The 12,436-nt window shown below is 60.4% G+C and carries 15 protein-coding genes and 1 pseudogene; 6 read left to right on the top strand and 10 right to left on the bottom strand.

What is annotated here, in order from left to right:
• Positions 1-135: 135 nt before the first annotated feature.
• Positions 136-582 carry a MarR family winged helix-turn-helix transcriptional regulator gene (locus LOY35_RS20565; protein WP_258626420.1) on the bottom strand — a complete coding sequence of 149 codons (447 nt, stop codon included), beginning with the start codon at positions 580-582 and terminating at the stop codon, positions 136-138.
• 81 nt (positions 583-663) lie between these two features.
• On the opposite strand from LOY35_RS20565, the gene LOY35_RS20560 reads away from it, so the two are divergent.
• The gene (locus LOY35_RS20560) at positions 664-1,830 is read left to right on the top strand and encodes a PLP-dependent aminotransferase family protein (RefSeq protein WP_258626417.1); all 1,167 of its coding nucleotides are present in this window, start codon (positions 664-666) and stop codon (positions 1,828-1,830) included.
• 135 nt (positions 1,831-1,965) lie between these two features.
• Here the strand turns inward: LOY35_RS20560 and LOY35_RS20555 are convergent, their stop codons facing one another.
• From LOY35_RS20555 to LOY35_RS28430, 3 genes and pseudogenes are all read right to left on the bottom strand, one after another.
• Positions 1,966-2,337, bottom strand: coding sequence for a glutathione S-transferase N-terminal domain-containing protein (locus LOY35_RS20555; RefSeq protein ID WP_258626414.1), 372 nt, complete (start codon positions 2,335-2,337; stop codon positions 1,966-1,968).
• Positions 2,338-2,439: 102 nt separating this feature from the next.
• Positions 2,440-2,985, bottom strand: a complete 546-nt coding sequence (gene folE / locus LOY35_RS20550; protein WP_010456659.1) for a GTP cyclohydrolase I FolE — start codon at positions 2,983-2,985, stop codon at positions 2,440-2,442.
• 22 nt (positions 2,986-3,007) lie between these two features.
• Positions 3,008-3,223, bottom strand: a pseudogene (locus LOY35_RS28430) (site-specific integrase); the annotation flags it as partial.
• A gap of 144 nt (positions 3,224-3,367) precedes the next feature.
• Between LOY35_RS28430 and LOY35_RS20545 the strand changes: the two are divergent.
• Complete coding sequence (locus LOY35_RS20545; protein ID WP_258626406.1) at positions 3,368-3,895, top strand: hypothetical protein; 528 nt, start codon at positions 3,368-3,370, stop codon at positions 3,893-3,895.
• Position 3,896: 1 nt separating this feature from the next.
• On the opposite strand, the gene LOY35_RS20540 is transcribed toward LOY35_RS20545, so the two are convergent.
• The 4 genes from LOY35_RS20540 to LOY35_RS20525 all read right to left on the bottom strand — a co-directional run bounded on the left by LOY35_RS20540 (position 3,897) and on the right by LOY35_RS20525 (position 6,193).
• Positions 3,897-4,115 carry a hypothetical protein gene (locus LOY35_RS20540; protein WP_258626405.1) on the bottom strand — a complete coding sequence of 73 codons (219 nt, stop codon included), beginning with the start codon at positions 4,113-4,115 and terminating at the stop codon, positions 3,897-3,899.
• 413 nt (positions 4,116-4,528) lie between these two features.
• Positions 4,529-5,086 (bottom strand): Smr/MutS family protein, encoded by a 558-nt coding sequence (locus tag LOY35_RS20535; protein WP_258626402.1) that lies wholly within the window; start codon positions 5,084-5,086, stop codon positions 4,529-4,531.
• A gap of 74 nt (positions 5,087-5,160) precedes the next feature.
• Positions 5,161-5,481, bottom strand: a complete 321-nt coding sequence (locus LOY35_RS20530) for a hypothetical protein (protein WP_258626398.1) — start codon at positions 5,479-5,481, stop codon at positions 5,161-5,163.
• 121 nt (positions 5,482-5,602) lie between these two features.
• A complete protein-coding gene (locus tag LOY35_RS20525; RefSeq protein WP_258626396.1) occupies positions 5,603-6,193 on the bottom strand; it encodes a cysteine hydrolase family protein in 591 nt (196 codons plus the stop codon).
• Positions 6,194-6,446: 253 nt separating this feature from the next.
• Between LOY35_RS20525 and prmB the strand changes: the two genes are divergently transcribed.
• Positions 6,447-7,355 (top strand): 50S ribosomal protein L3 N(5)-glutamine methyltransferase, encoded by a 909-nt coding sequence (gene prmB, locus LOY35_RS20520; protein ID WP_258626394.1) that lies wholly within the window; start codon positions 6,447-6,449, stop codon positions 7,353-7,355.
• Between the two features lie 189 nt (positions 7,356-7,544).
• On the opposite strand, the gene LOY35_RS20515 is transcribed toward prmB, so the two are convergent.
• Together LOY35_RS20515 and LOY35_RS20510 are read right to left on the bottom strand one after the other, a co-directional pair.
• Positions 7,545-8,333 carry a hypothetical protein gene (locus tag LOY35_RS20515; RefSeq protein WP_258626384.1) on the bottom strand — a complete coding sequence of 263 codons (789 nt, stop codon included), beginning with the start codon at positions 8,331-8,333 and terminating at the stop codon, positions 7,545-7,547.
• A 99-nt stretch (positions 8,334-8,432) separates the two neighbouring features.
• Complete coding sequence (locus tag LOY35_RS20510; protein ID WP_258633692.1) at positions 8,433-9,398, bottom strand: alpha/beta hydrolase; 966 nt, start codon at positions 9,396-9,398, stop codon at positions 8,433-8,435.
• A gap of 142 nt (positions 9,399-9,540) precedes the next feature.
• Between LOY35_RS20510 and aroC the strand changes: the two genes are divergently transcribed.
• From aroC to LOY35_RS20495, 3 genes are read left to right on the top strand one after another with little or no spacing between them, the layout of a single operon-like run.
• Positions 9,541-10,632, top strand: a complete 1,092-nt coding sequence (gene aroC / locus LOY35_RS20505) for a chorismate synthase (protein WP_258626378.1) — start codon at positions 9,541-9,543, stop codon at positions 10,630-10,632.
• A 34-nt stretch (positions 10,633-10,666) separates the two neighbouring features.
• A complete protein-coding gene (locus tag LOY35_RS20500; RefSeq protein WP_258626374.1) occupies positions 10,667-11,812 on the top strand; it encodes an MFS transporter in 1,146 nt (381 codons plus the stop codon).
• Positions 11,809-12,429: a methylthioribulose 1-phosphate dehydratase gene (locus LOY35_RS20495; protein ID WP_258626366.1), complete on the top strand. Its 621-nt coding sequence runs from the start codon at positions 11,809-11,811 to the stop codon at positions 12,427-12,429. The genes LOY35_RS20500 and LOY35_RS20495 overlap by 4 nt, the downstream gene beginning before the upstream one ends.
• Positions 12,430-12,436 lie beyond the last annotated feature (7 nt).

Genomic DNA, 12,436 nt, shown 5'->3' with positions numbered 1-12,436 from the left:
TCCGGCGATAGGGATATATCGCCAGGGAGGACGCTATCGCGGGCAAGCCTTGCTCCCACAGATACGGATCATCTTGTGGGAGCAAAGCTTGCTCGCGATTGCATAGCTCAGGCCATGCATGACTTGAATTGGATCTCAGTCGGCGGATACCTGACCCTTACCCAGCGCCATATTCACCGCCAACCACCCATTCACCGCCGCCTCTCCGGCCTCGGCAAACACCCGTTCCAGCAACTTCACCTGCTCGCGCCGCAACGCCTGTTCGAACCGCGCGCCTTCCTCGGTCAACTCCAGCAGCCGCTTACGTTTGTCGGTCTCGGAGGCGACGCTGTTGATCAGGTGCATTTCCATCAGTTGCCGCAGCGGCATGTTCAGGGCCTGCTTGGTAACGCCCAGCAGGGCCAACAGTTCCTTCACGTTGAGGGACGGATAGCGGGCAACGAAGAAAACGATGCGCTGATGCACCCGGCTCAACCCACGACGTTCGAGCATTTCATCGGCCTTGGCGGTGAACGCCTGGTAGCCGAAGAAAAACGCTTCCATGGCCATTTGCTGGGAAGTCGGGTTTTTAAGGTCAAGCATATTGACGTATCCAGAAAGGTCGGAGTAATTTCGGTCAAGCAGTTTGACTCATTTCTCCAATGCCTCGCTACAGGTGGTCCCATGGCTTTTTCCGAACGTGTCTCGCGCCTCAAAAGTTCTTTGATTCGAGAAATCCTCGCCGCGGCCCAACGCCCTGAGGTGATGTCGTTCGCCGGCGGTCTGCCCGCCGAAGCCATGCTGCCGAAAGTGGAGTGGGACGCCATGCCCTTGGCCATGGGCCAATACGGCATGAGCGAAGGGGAACCGGCCCTGCGCGAAGCCTTGGCGGCGCAGGCACGGGCGCTGGGCCTGGCTTGTGAGGCGAGTCAGGTGCTGGTGGTCAGCGGCTCGCAGCAGACCCTCGACCTGGCGGCGAAGCTGCACATCGACGTCGGTACCGAGATCATGCTGGAAGCGCCCACTTACCTGGCGGCGCTGCAGATTTTCCAGCTGTTCGGCGCCGATTGCATCACCGTCCCCCTGCAGGCCGATGGCCCGGACCTGAAGCAATTGCGGGCGCGCCTGGAACAGCATCGACCGGCGTTCATCTACCTGATCCCCACGTTCCAGAACCCCTCGGCGGTGCGCTACAGCGAGGCCAAGCGCGACGCGGTGGCGGCACTGCTGGATGAGTTCGGTGTGACCCTGATCGAAGACGAACCCTACCGCGAACTGACCTTCGACGGCGGCAGCGCCACACCGATTGTCAGTCGCTTGAAGAAAGCCAGTTGGATCTACACCGGCACCGTGTCGAAGACCCTGTTGCCGGGGCTACGGGTGGGTTACCTGATTGCCAGTCCAGACCTGTTTCCGCACCTGTTGCGGCTCAAGCAATCGGCGGACCTGCACACCAATCGCATCGGCCAATGGCAGGCGTTGCAATGGATCGGTAGCGAGAAGTACCGCAGCCACCTCGGCGAGTTGAGGGATTTCTACCGGGAGCGTCGCGACCGGTTCCAGGCTGCGTTGCACACGCATTTTTCCGACATCGCGGACTGGAACATGCCCCAGGGTGGGCTGTTTTTCTGGTTGACCCTCAAGCAGCCGCTGGACACCCGCACACTACTCGCTGCCGCGCTGGAGGCAGATGTGGCGTTCATGCCGGGAGAGCCGTTCTTTCCCGAGCCGGACCGGCATCCGGGGCATTTGCGCTTGAACTTCAGCCACATCGATCCGGCGCGGCTGGATGAAGGGCTGAGGCGGCTGGCGGGGGTGGTGCGGGCGGCGTTGGCTGTCGAAGCGGCGTGAGGCAGTGGGTTTTGTGGTGAGCGGGCCGGCGCTATCGCGAGCAGGCTCGCTCCCACAATGGATCTTCAGTGTTCACAAAACCCCTGTGGGAGCGAGCCTGCTCGCGATGAGGCCCTTACATCCACCCCAAAACCATCAGACCGCCGAAAATCGCTTGTCCAAGTAATCAATGATCACCTTGGACTCATACATCCAGGTGGTCTGGCCATTCTCTTCGATGCGCAGGCACGGCACCTTGATCCGGCCGCCTTGCTCCAGCAGTGTCTGGCGATCCTGTTCGTTGTTCTTCGCATCGCGCAGGGCCACCGGTACGTTGAGGCGGCGCAGGGTGCGGCGGGTTTTCACGCAGAACGGGCACGCGTGGAATTGATACAGCGTCAGGCTGCGGGCGGCTTGGTCGACCTGCGCCTGGGCATCGGCCGGGCGTTTTTTCTTGCCAGGACGGGTGATGAAGTCGATGAAGATGATCAGTTGGCCCAGACCAACTCGAAGCGCTTTGACGATCACGGTATAAGCCTCGCGGCAGGGAAGAAGAGGGCGCGCAGCTTACCTGATTTTTCACAGGCAAAAAAAACCGGCGATCAATGCCGGTTTTTCTCGAACGACAGGTTACTTGATGAGGCTGAGGAACTCGCTGCGGGTCGCGGCGTTTTCACGGAACTCACCGAGCATCACCGAGGTGATCATCGAAGAGTTCTGCTTTTCCACGCCACGCATCATCATGCACATGTGCTTGGCCTCGATCACCACCGCCACGCCCAGGGCGCCGGTGACTTGCTGGACCGCGTCGGCGATCTGGCGGCTGAGGTTTTCCTGGATCTGCAGGCGACGCGCATACATGTCGACGATCCGCGCCACTTTCGACAGCCCCAGCACCTTGCCGCTCGGGATGTAGGCGACATGGGCCTTGCCGATGAACGGCAGCAGGTGATGCTCGCACAACGAGTACAACTCGATGTCCTTGACCAGCACCATTTCGCTGTTGTCGGAGCTGAACAAGGCACCGTTGGTGACTTCTTCGAGGGTCTGTTCATAACCACGGCAGAGGTACTGCATGGCCTTGGCAGCGCGCTTGGGCGTGTCGAGCAGGCCCTCGCGGGAAACGTCCTCGCCCAGTTGGCCGAGAATCGCGGTGTAATTCTGTTCCAGTGTCACAGAGGCTGATTCCATAAGGGTTTCAGGAGGGTACTTGTTCTGTCTGTACCAATTTTGTACCAATCAAGCTGTTTTCGAGCTTCCCGAGTTCGCCCCAGACGGTGCTGGAGTTGATCCATCGGGCATAGGTCGAGAGCAACATCTGAACGCTGAGACCCAGCTGAGTGGCAATAAACGCAGGGTTCATACCCGCCATGAGTCACATGGTAGCGTATGTGTGCCTGCAGTTGTATTGCCGAACGGAGCTATTCATCCAATCTCATCGGGTGATGAAGCTTCTCTGTCTGCGCGATCATCCGGTCTGTTCGTATCGATAGAGACAGAGAGGGGGGAGGCTGATAGCCTATAGCCATCCATGCCAGTCCCTTTAGGAACGGAATCCATGTTGAAAAAAATTGCTGCGCTTACGTTGTGCACTGTTGTTTGCTTGGGTGGTTGTGCTGTTAATGTTAAAACAGAAAAAAAACCTCAAGCTAGTATTACCTTAGACATAATAAATCGCTCCTCTCAGGATAAACTTACAGCTGTCTATTTTGAAGATAGTTATGATTGCTTTGGTATTAAATCTATTGTGGTAAATTCTTCCCAAAGAAATATCACGGTGTCATTGGAAAAAAAACCGTATCAGACTATTTATATAAAATACGTCGGTAGCACCTTTGATGGAGCGAATTTTCATCCCCGTAGCTGTAGCACGTCGTATACGTTCAGAGCAGATGAATCGGATGCCTACACTGTTATATTAGAAAATGTTTATAATAATTGTGATGTTGAGGTGCGAAGGGATGTTTTAACCGCCTCGGCCTTCTTGATCCAGAAAGTCAAACTAAATTCAAGGCAACCAGCGGCTGCTGTCCCAGCGGTTTCAAGCGGACCTTGGTGTGAAGCGGTTGAGGCGTTTAAGGGTTGAATTAGCTAATTCTATTGCTGAGCGTTAAAGCTATTTTTGGCACTCGGGACATTGGTAAGCCACAAACTTCACACAAATAGGTGCCATTTGGACCGCTTTTGAGGCCCTTGGTCGATACGCGTTCCCAGGATTTGGAATACGGCTGGTCGTTCTCGATTGTTTTCTCTTCGCCCTGGTGGCCGTTTGGGCAAGCAAAATAGTCGTAGGTGCGCATTGCCATGACATGGTTCTCCGTATTTTGTTCGGACATTACCCTGCGTACTGCTCCCATTTTTGATCGCCACTGCCATGGATACCGTGGCCGAATGTTTTCGACAGCATCGACCGAAAGGTACCGAGCGAGCGAGAATGGGGCTCCAGCTACGAAAAAGCCCCGCGTCGTTGCAGCCGACATGGGGCTCTAGGCGCATGCGTTCTCGTACCAATTCCCGTACCAATGGTTGCATTGTGGCGAGAGAAATCAGGTAGCGCTAAGCACAAACCCCCTGACTTTGTTACCTCTAAACACCAAGCAGAACCCACCCCACATAGCGGTGTAATTCTGTTCCAGAGACATGAAACTACCTGTGGGATTTTACGCAAAGGGCAAGGGTACGGTGGCGGACACGGCGCTGCAAGCTCGGCAATCGAGGGCTATTCGTCGCGGCCTTCCATCATGGTGCGCTTGAGCATCACGTACACCGCTCCGGCACCACCGTGTTTCGCCTGGCAGGAGGTGAAGCCCAGCACTTGTGGGTGCTGGCGCAGCCAGGTGTTGACGTGGCTTTTGATCATCGGCCGCTTGCCGTCCAGCCGCACGGCTTTGCCGTGGGTGACGCGCACGCAGCGGATTTCGAACTTCGTGGCTTCGGCGAGAAAGGCCCAGAGGGTCTCCCTGGCTTTTTCGACGCTCATGCCGTGCAGGTCGAGGCTGCCTTCGAAGGGGATCTGGCCGACCTTCAGCTTGCGCATCTGGCTTTCCTGGACGCCGTCGCGGGCCCACATCAACTCGTCTTCGGGACCTACGTCGATCACGAACTGATCGGACAATCCGTCCACGGTCGTGGCATCGGTGCGCACGGTAGCGGCTTGGCGCAGCTTGGCGATCTGTGCGCGGTCGGCTTTGGGTTTACCGGTGTCGGCGCGATCGTGTTTGATCGGTTTAACGCCCTGGATCGCACTTTTGAACAGGGAAAAATCGTCGTCTTGCATGTCAGCCTCCGCGAAGGCCGGCCAGTTTACCCAAGTCCGGCTGGATCGGGCGCGACAAAACGTCGGATGGCGGGTCAGTCGTGCTTTTTCATCAGGTGCGGAGCCATGGCCAGCTCCAGGGATTGGCGGGCGCGACGGCGGCAGCGGCGCCAGAGCCAGACACCCAGCAACAGGACGAGCAGGCCCACGGCCAGGATGATCGCTGAACCGAGCGGGGTGGCATTCAAGTCGCCCAATGCGGGCGGGCGGCCCAACAGGCTGGCGGCTCCGGCCATGGCCAGCAGGACGCCGAGTGTTGCCAGGAGCGCCGCGATGGCTGCGCCAAAACGAAACCGCCAGTTGCTCGGGCCTTTGGGCCGCAAGCGACGTGCGTCAAAACCATCGGATAACTTCATTCCGATCTTCCTCAGTGGGTATCGGCCCTTCGACCGGAAGATGTTCGGGTTGTTCCTGAGGCTGGGGCTAATGAGAGTCTTTTGCGGATGAGCGGCGGAGGCGGCCGCTCATCGAGGGCAATCAGATCAAGTCGTGGGTCAGGGCCAAGGTGGCGAAGTTGTCCGCCATGATCGCCATTTCGGTCTGGTGCACGTGTTCGGCGCTCAGGACGCCGCCCTTGTGCGGCAGGTCGCGGGTGGTGCAGGCGTCTTCCACCAGGGTGCAGCGAAAACCCAGGTTCTTGGCGGCGCGCACGGTGGTGCTGACACTGGAATGGCTCATGAAACCGCAGACAATCAGGTCCAGGGGGCCAAATTCTTCCAGGCGCTTTTTCAGTTCGGTGCCATGGAAGGCGCTGGGCAGCAGCTTGCCGATGATGGTTTCGTCACCCTGGGGTTCGAGGCCTGGAATGAATTCCCCGCGTTCGCCCTGTGGGTCGAACAGCCCGCCATGGGTGCCCAGGTGACGCACGTGGACGATTGGTCGGCCGGCGGCACGGGCCGCGCCGAGCAATTGCCTGATGTTCGCAACCGCTGCATCCATGCCGCTCAGGGCCAGAGGGCCGGCGAGGTATTCTTTCTGGGCATCGATGATGATCAGGGTCGCTTGACTCAGGTTGGCCGCCGCATAACCACGGCCGCTGAGTTGAAACATCGTTTTTGGAACGGACATTCTGGGGCTCCTTCGGGTGGGGCTTTTGCGACATTGTCCTCTGGCTGAGCGGTTCTGTGAATCGCTTCCATCGCAAGCGCCGTCGTTGCTGGCCTACAGCCTTGTCAAGTTGCCCGTCTTGTTCAATGGGGAGTGTAAAAAACGGAAGGTTCCTACGAGTGCTCTGGCGTTTTCAGTCGTCCTTGAGGCACGTTTGGGTGGCGGCGCGTTTGGCTGTTAGACTCGCCAGTCGTTTTTTCTGGAGTTTGCCGCCGTGATCACTTCCCGTCTTCGTACCCTGCGCGACCATATCCGTTGGGCCGTCAGCCGTTTCCATGGGGAGGATCTGTTTTTCGGCCATGGCACCGACAATGCGTGGGATGAAGCCCGCCAACTGGTGTTGGGCGCGCTGCACCTGCCGTGGGAAATTGCCGACAGCTACCTGGATTGCAGCCTGGAAGACGACGAGTTGGTCCATGTGCAGCGCCTGCTGCAGCGACGTATCGCGGAGCGGATCCCGGCGGCGTATCTGTTGGGCGAGGCCTGGTTCTGCGGGATGTCATTCATTGTTGATGAGCGCGTGCTCATTCCGCGCTCGCCCATCGGTGAGCTGATCGAAAAACGTTTCGAACCCTGGTTGGCCCAGGCACCTGCGCGGATCCTCGACCTGTGCACCGGTTCCGGCTGCATCGGCATCGCTTGTGCCTATGAGTTTCCGGAGGCCGAAGTGGTGCTGGCCGACCTGTCGTTCGACGCGCTGGAAGTGGCCAACCAGAACATCGAGCGCCATGGCGTTGATGAGCGGGTATTCACTGTCCAGGGCGATGGCTTCGACGGTCTGCCGGGGCAGCGTTTCGACCTGATCGTGTCGAACCCGCCCTACGTCGATGCGGAAGATTTCGCCGACATGCCCCAGGAATACCAGCATGAACCGGAGTTGGGCCTGGCCTGTGGCGATGACGGCTTGAACCTGGTTCGCCGGATGCTGGCCGAGGCGGCCGATCATCTGACCGAGAAGGGCCTGCTGATTGTCGAGGTGGGCAACAGCCAGGTGCATGTCGAGGCGTTGTACCCCGAAGTCGATTTCACCTGGCTGGATTTCGAACGCGGCGGGCATGGCGTGTTCATGCTCAGCGCCGAGCAGTGCCGCCAGCATCAGGGGCTGTTCGCTTCGCGGGTTTAATGCGGTTTAGACAGGCTTTTGTGGCGAGGGGATTTATCCCCGCAGGGTTGCGAAGCAGCCCCAATAACAGCGACTCAATTGGATCTGATACACCGAGTGGCTGACTTTAGGGCTGCTTCGCAGCCCAGCGGGGATAAATCCCCTCGCCACAGGTGTATTCCAAGTCATTGCCCCGAAAAGAGCCGGTAATCAGTGCCGCGTCGCAATCCAGATCAGCAAGCCCGCCTGGAACATGGCGAACGCCACCAGGCAGGTGATGGTGAAGCGCAGGCCGGTGTCTTCGCGCTTGAATTTGTTGACCTTCTCCTCCTGCTGCTTAAGCTTGACCTCCTGTTCCGCGAGGTTCTGCTCGGCTTGTTGCAGCATCTGCGCGGCTTCGAGGATTTCCACGAACTGCAGCTTTTCGGTATTCCAGTCACCTTTCAGGTCACCGACCTGGGCATCCTTGACGCTGCCCTTGAGGTGCTGGGCGTCGGCATAGACCACTTCGAAGCCATGGGCTTGCAGGAAGCGGTCGCGGCGCAGTCGGGTGTCTTCGTTCAGCGCGTCCTTGTTGTTCAGGTCAGTGCCGTCGACCCGGTAGCTTGACCAGCGCTTCTTGGCCCACGTAATGGCCTGGGCCGCGAGGAAGCGGCCGATGCCACGGTTCATCGGCTCCATCTGCAGGCTGTCGGGGGAAAAATGCAGGCGCTTTTCGACGTGATCGGCCCAGACATCCAGATGGTTCTGTTCCTTGCGCACGCGCTGGCCCGGCAACTGGATGCTCATGCGCAACAAGCTGCGTTCCTTGCTGTGGCGCTCGGCGTAGCTGAATTCGACAAACCGCAGCGGCCGCGCGCCCGTGGCACGGTCCGTCTTGAGCGGGGCCAGCCGGAGCATCTTGTGGTGCTCGGCTTGCACGTCCGCCCATGGCAGATCCGCCGCCGGTGTGGCGGGCGTTTCGGCGGTGGTGTCGGGTGAAGTTTCAGTCTCAGTCATAACGGCGAAATCCTGTCCTGGCCGGCTCGTCGGCAGCCAATGCGCTGTCCGACACCGGTCTATCGGCCGTTTTTTCCAGGACTGGAGGGTTAAAAGCGTTTAACGGGCGGCTATCGAGTCAATAAAGGCCAGGATATGCGTGCCGAGCGCCGCCGCCAGGGGCAGGTCGGGGTTCTTGTAAGACGCCAGTTGCTGTTTCTCGTCGTTGGGCACGATACGCATCACGTGGTTCATGCCCTCGATCAGCGCCAGCTCGGCGTCGGGTTTGGCCGCCTTCAATTGCCGGGCATCATCGACGCTGACCTGGATGTCATGGCTGCCCTGGATGATCAAGGCCGGCACCTTCAGCGCCGCGAACGCCCGGGCCGGATCCTGGCGGAACAGTGAGATCAGGTACGGCTGCACGCTGGGGCGGAAAATGAACTGCAGTTGCGCCGGTACGTTCGCGTCGACGCGACCGGCCTTGAGGCTGTCCAGCAGTTCATTGCTACGCAACATCAGTGGCGGTGGCAGGCGGCTGCCCAGTTGCTGGCGCAGCACCTGGTCGATCGGGCGGGCGCTGCCGGCCACCGAGATGACCGCTGCCGCATTGGCCTGGGGGGCGGCGAGGCTGGCGATCAATGCGCCTTCGCTGTGGCCCAGCAGGATCAATGGGCCCAGCCGTGGGTCCGCGGCCAGTTTGTGGCTCCAGGCCACGGCGTCGGCCACATAGGCTTCGACGCTCAAGTCGCGCTCGTCCGGTGTCGCGGCCAGGCTGGCGGCCACGCCGCGCTTGTCATAGCGCACGCTGGCAATGTTGTGTTTGGCCAGGACCCAGGCCAGGCGCTTGAGACTGTCGTTGCGCCCGCCCTCGGGGTTGTTGCCGTCGCGATCCGTGGGACCGGACCCGGAAATGATCAGGACAACCGGCACTGGCGTGTCGGATTTGGGCAGCAACAATGAACCGAAGAGCTCCCCGTGGCCGGTGTCGAGGCTGATCGGTCTTAACAGGACCGTCGCCTGGGCCAGGCTGGAAAACAGACCGATGAACAGGGTAAGGCTCAGGACACGCAGGTTTAGCATCATCACGCCACTGGTTGCGAAGGTGCCGGTTGGACTGGCGGCCACCGATAAGGTTCGAGGATGAACTACGCAGTTAGCCTGCGTATACTGGCGCCCATCAAGAATCCCAGATTGAGTTTCTCAGCGATTTCACGGAGCACCCTGCATGTCCGGCAATACCTACGGCAAGCTGTTCACTGTCACCACCGCGGGCGAAAGCCATGGTCCGGCGTTGGTCGCCATTGTCGACGGCTGCCCGCCGGGCCTGGAGATTGCCCTGGAGGACCTGCAGCGTGACCTGGATCGCCGCAAGCCCGGTACCAGCCGCCACACCACCCAGCGCCAGGAAGCCGATGAAGTCGAGATCCTTTCCGGCGTGTTCGAAGGACGCACCACCGGTTGCGCCATCGGCCTGCTGATCCGCAACACCGACCAGAAGTCCAAGGACTACTCGGCCATCAAGGATCTGTTCCGTCCGGCCCACGCCGACTACACCTACCACCACAAATACGGTGAGCGCGACTACCGTGGCGGCGGTCGCAGTTCGGCCCGGGAAACCGCGATGCGCGTGGCGGCCGGGGCGATCGCGAAGAAATACCTGGCCAGCCAGGGCATCGTGATTCGTGGCTACATGAGCCAGTTGGGCCCTATCGAAATCCCATTCAAGACCTGGGATTCGGTGGAGCAGAACGCCTTTTTCTGCCCTGACCCGGACAAAGTGCCAGAGCTTGAGGCCTACATGGACCAGTTACGCCGGGACCAGGATTCGGTCGGCGCGAAGATCACCGTGGTGGCCGAAGGGGTGATGCCCGGCCTTGGCGAGCCGATCTTCGACCGCCTCGACGCCGAACTGGCCCATGCGCTGATGAGCATCAACGCGGTGAAAGGCGTGGAGATCGGTGCCGGTTTCGCCTGCATCGCCCAGCGGGGCACCGAGCACCGCGACGAACTGACTCCGCAGGGCTTCCTCAGCAACAACGCCGGCGGCATTCTCGGCGGCATTTCCTCGGGCCAGCCGATCGTGGCGCATCTGGCATTGAAGCCGACGTCCAGCATCACCACGCCAGGCCGCTCCATCGACATCCACGGCAATCCGGTGGAAGTGATCACCAAGGGCCGTCACGATCCGTGCGTCGGCATCCGTGCCACGCCGATCGCCGAGGCGATGATGGCGATCGTGTTGATGGATCACCTGTTGCGTCATCGCGGCCAAAACGCCGATGTCCGGGTCGGCACCCCGGTGCTGGGTCAGCTTTGATGGCTGATCTGCCGACCGCCGTGGCCTGACGACCATGGCGGCACTGCCGTACTGGCGGCTTTCCAGCTTCTATCTGTTCTATTTCGCCCTGCTCGGTTCGACGGCGCCGTTCCTGGCGCTGTATTTCGATCACCTGGGATTCAACGCCGCACGCATCGGCGAGCTGGTGGCGATTCCCATGCTGATGCGTTGCGTGGCGCCGAACATCTGGGGCTGGCTGGGGGACTACACCGGCCAGCGCCTGGCAATCGTGCGGTTCGGCGCGGTCTGTACGTTACTGACCTTTTCCCTGATCTTCATCGACAAGAGCTACGCCTGGCTGGCGATGGTCATGGCCTTGCACGCGTTCTTCTGGCACGCGGTGCTGCCGCAGTTCGAAGTCATCACCCTGGCTCACCTGAGCGGGCAGGCCTCGCGCTACAGCCAGATCCGCCTGTGGGGCTCCATCGGTTTCATCATCGCCGTGATCGTGCTGGGCCGGTTGTTCGAATGGCTGAGCCTGGACATCTACCCGCTGGCGCTGGTGCTGATCATGGGCGGCATCGTGCTCGCCAGCTTCTGGGTGCCCAATGCCCAGCCGGTGCAGGGGCCACGGGTGGCGGGCGACGGCTTCCTGCGCCAGTTGCGCAACCCCGGTGTGCTGGCCTTCTACGCGTGCGTCGGCCTGATGCAGATGAGCCATGGGCCGTATTACACCTTTCTGACGCTGCACCTTGAGCGGCTGGGTTACAGCCGTGGGGTGATCGGCGTGCTCTGGGCCGTGGGCGTGGTGGCTGAGGTGCTGGTGTTCCTGGTGATGAGCCGGATCCTGGCGCGGTTTTCCGTGCGGCGGGTGCTGCTGGCGAGTTTCCTGCTGGCCGCATTGCGCTGGCTGCTGCTGGGCTCATTGGCCGAATTTCTCTGGGTGCTGTTGTTTGCCCAGGTGCTGCATGCGGCGACCTTCGGCAGCTTTCACGCCGCTGCCATCCATTTCGTGCAACGTAGCTTCGGCTCCCGCCAGCAAGGCCAGGGCCAGGCGCTGTATGCCGCGCTGGCCGGCACGGGCGGGGCATTGGGCGCGTTGTACTCCGGCTACAGCTGGAACGCCTTGGGCGCCACCTGGACTTTCAGCATCGCCAGCGTCGCAGCCTTCGCTGCAGCCGTTATCATTGCCACACGTATGCAAGAGGACAGGCCATGAGCCTTACCCGTGAACAGCTTGCCCGGGACATCATCGATGCCGGGCGTTTCCTGTATGGCCGCGGTTGGTCCCCGGCCACCAGCAGCAATTATTCCACCCGTCTTGCGCCTGACCAGGCCTTGCTCACCGTGTCCGGCAAGCACAAGGGACAACTGGGCGTTGACGATGTGCTGGCCACTGACCTGGATGGCAACAGCCTGGAGCCGGGCAAGAAACCCTCCGCCGAAACCCTGTTGCACACCCAGCTTTACCGCTGGCACCCGGAGATCGGCGCGGTGCTGCATACCCATTCGGTGAATGCCACGGTGCTGTCGCGCCTGACGGCTGAAGCGTTCATCGATTTCGAAGACTATGAACTGCAAAAAGCCTTCAGCGGTGTGTCGACCCACGAGTCCCGGGTGCGCGTGCCGATTTTCGACAACGACCAGGACATCGCCCGCCTGGCAGCCAAGGTACAGCCGTGGCTCGATGAACATCCCGAGTGCGTGGGCTACCTGATCCGTGGTCACGGCCTGTACACCTGGGGCCCGTGCATGAATGATGCGTTGCGCCAGATCGAGGCGTTCGAGTTCCTGTTCGAGTGCGAGCTGAAGACCCGCGCACTCCTGAACCGTTAATTTGCTG

The sequence above is a fragment of the Pseudomonas sp. B21-028 genome (assembly GCF_024749045.1).
Lineage (GTDB): Bacteria > Pseudomonadota > Gammaproteobacteria > Pseudomonadales > Pseudomonadaceae > Aquipseudomonas.
This window is presented reverse-complemented; position numbering and strand designations above follow the sequence as displayed.

What these genes read in the sequence shown, in the direction of transcription:
- LOY35_RS20565 (WP_258626420.1), bottom strand. Translation starts at nt 582, where the DNA reads ATGCTTGACCTTAAAAACCCGACTTCCCAGCAAATGGCCATGGAAGCG.
- LOY35_RS20560 (WP_258626417.1), top strand. Translation starts at nt 664, where the DNA reads ATGGCTTTTTCCGAACGTGTCTCGCGCCTCAAAAGTTCTTTGATTCGA.
- LOY35_RS20545 (WP_258626406.1), top strand. Translation starts at nt 3,368, where the DNA reads ATGTTGAAAAAAATTGCTGCGCTTACGTTGTGCACTGTTGTTTGCTTG.
- LOY35_RS20540 (WP_258626405.1), bottom strand. Translation starts at nt 4,115, where the DNA reads ATGGCAATGCGCACCTACGACTATTTTGCTTGCCCAAACGGCCACCAG.
- LOY35_RS20535 (WP_258626402.1), bottom strand. Translation starts at nt 5,086, where the DNA reads ATGCAAGACGACGATTTTTCCCTGTTCAAAAGTGCGATCCAGGGCGTT.
- LOY35_RS20530 (WP_258626398.1), bottom strand. Translation starts at nt 5,481, where the DNA reads ATGAAGTTATCCGATGGTTTTGACGCACGTCGCTTGCGGCCCAAAGGC.
- LOY35_RS20525 (WP_258626396.1), bottom strand. Translation starts at nt 6,193, where the DNA reads ATGTCCGTTCCAAAAACGATGTTTCAACTCAGCGGCCGTGGTTATGCG.
- LOY35_RS20515 (WP_258626384.1), bottom strand. Translation starts at nt 8,333, where the DNA reads ATGACTGAGACTGAAACTTCACCCGACACCACCGCCGAAACGCCCGCC.
- LOY35_RS20510 (WP_258633692.1), bottom strand. Translation starts at nt 9,398, where the DNA reads ATGATGCTAAACCTGCGTGTCCTGAGCCTTACCCTGTTCATCGGTCTG.
- aroC (WP_258626378.1), top strand. Translation starts at nt 9,541, where the DNA reads ATGTCCGGCAATACCTACGGCAAGCTGTTCACTGTCACCACCGCGGGC.
- LOY35_RS20500 (WP_258626374.1), top strand. Translation starts at nt 10,667, where the DNA reads ATGGCGGCACTGCCGTACTGGCGGCTTTCCAGCTTCTATCTGTTCTAT.
- LOY35_RS20495 (WP_258626366.1), top strand. Translation starts at nt 11,809, where the DNA reads ATGAGCCTTACCCGTGAACAGCTTGCCCGGGACATCATCGATGCCGGG.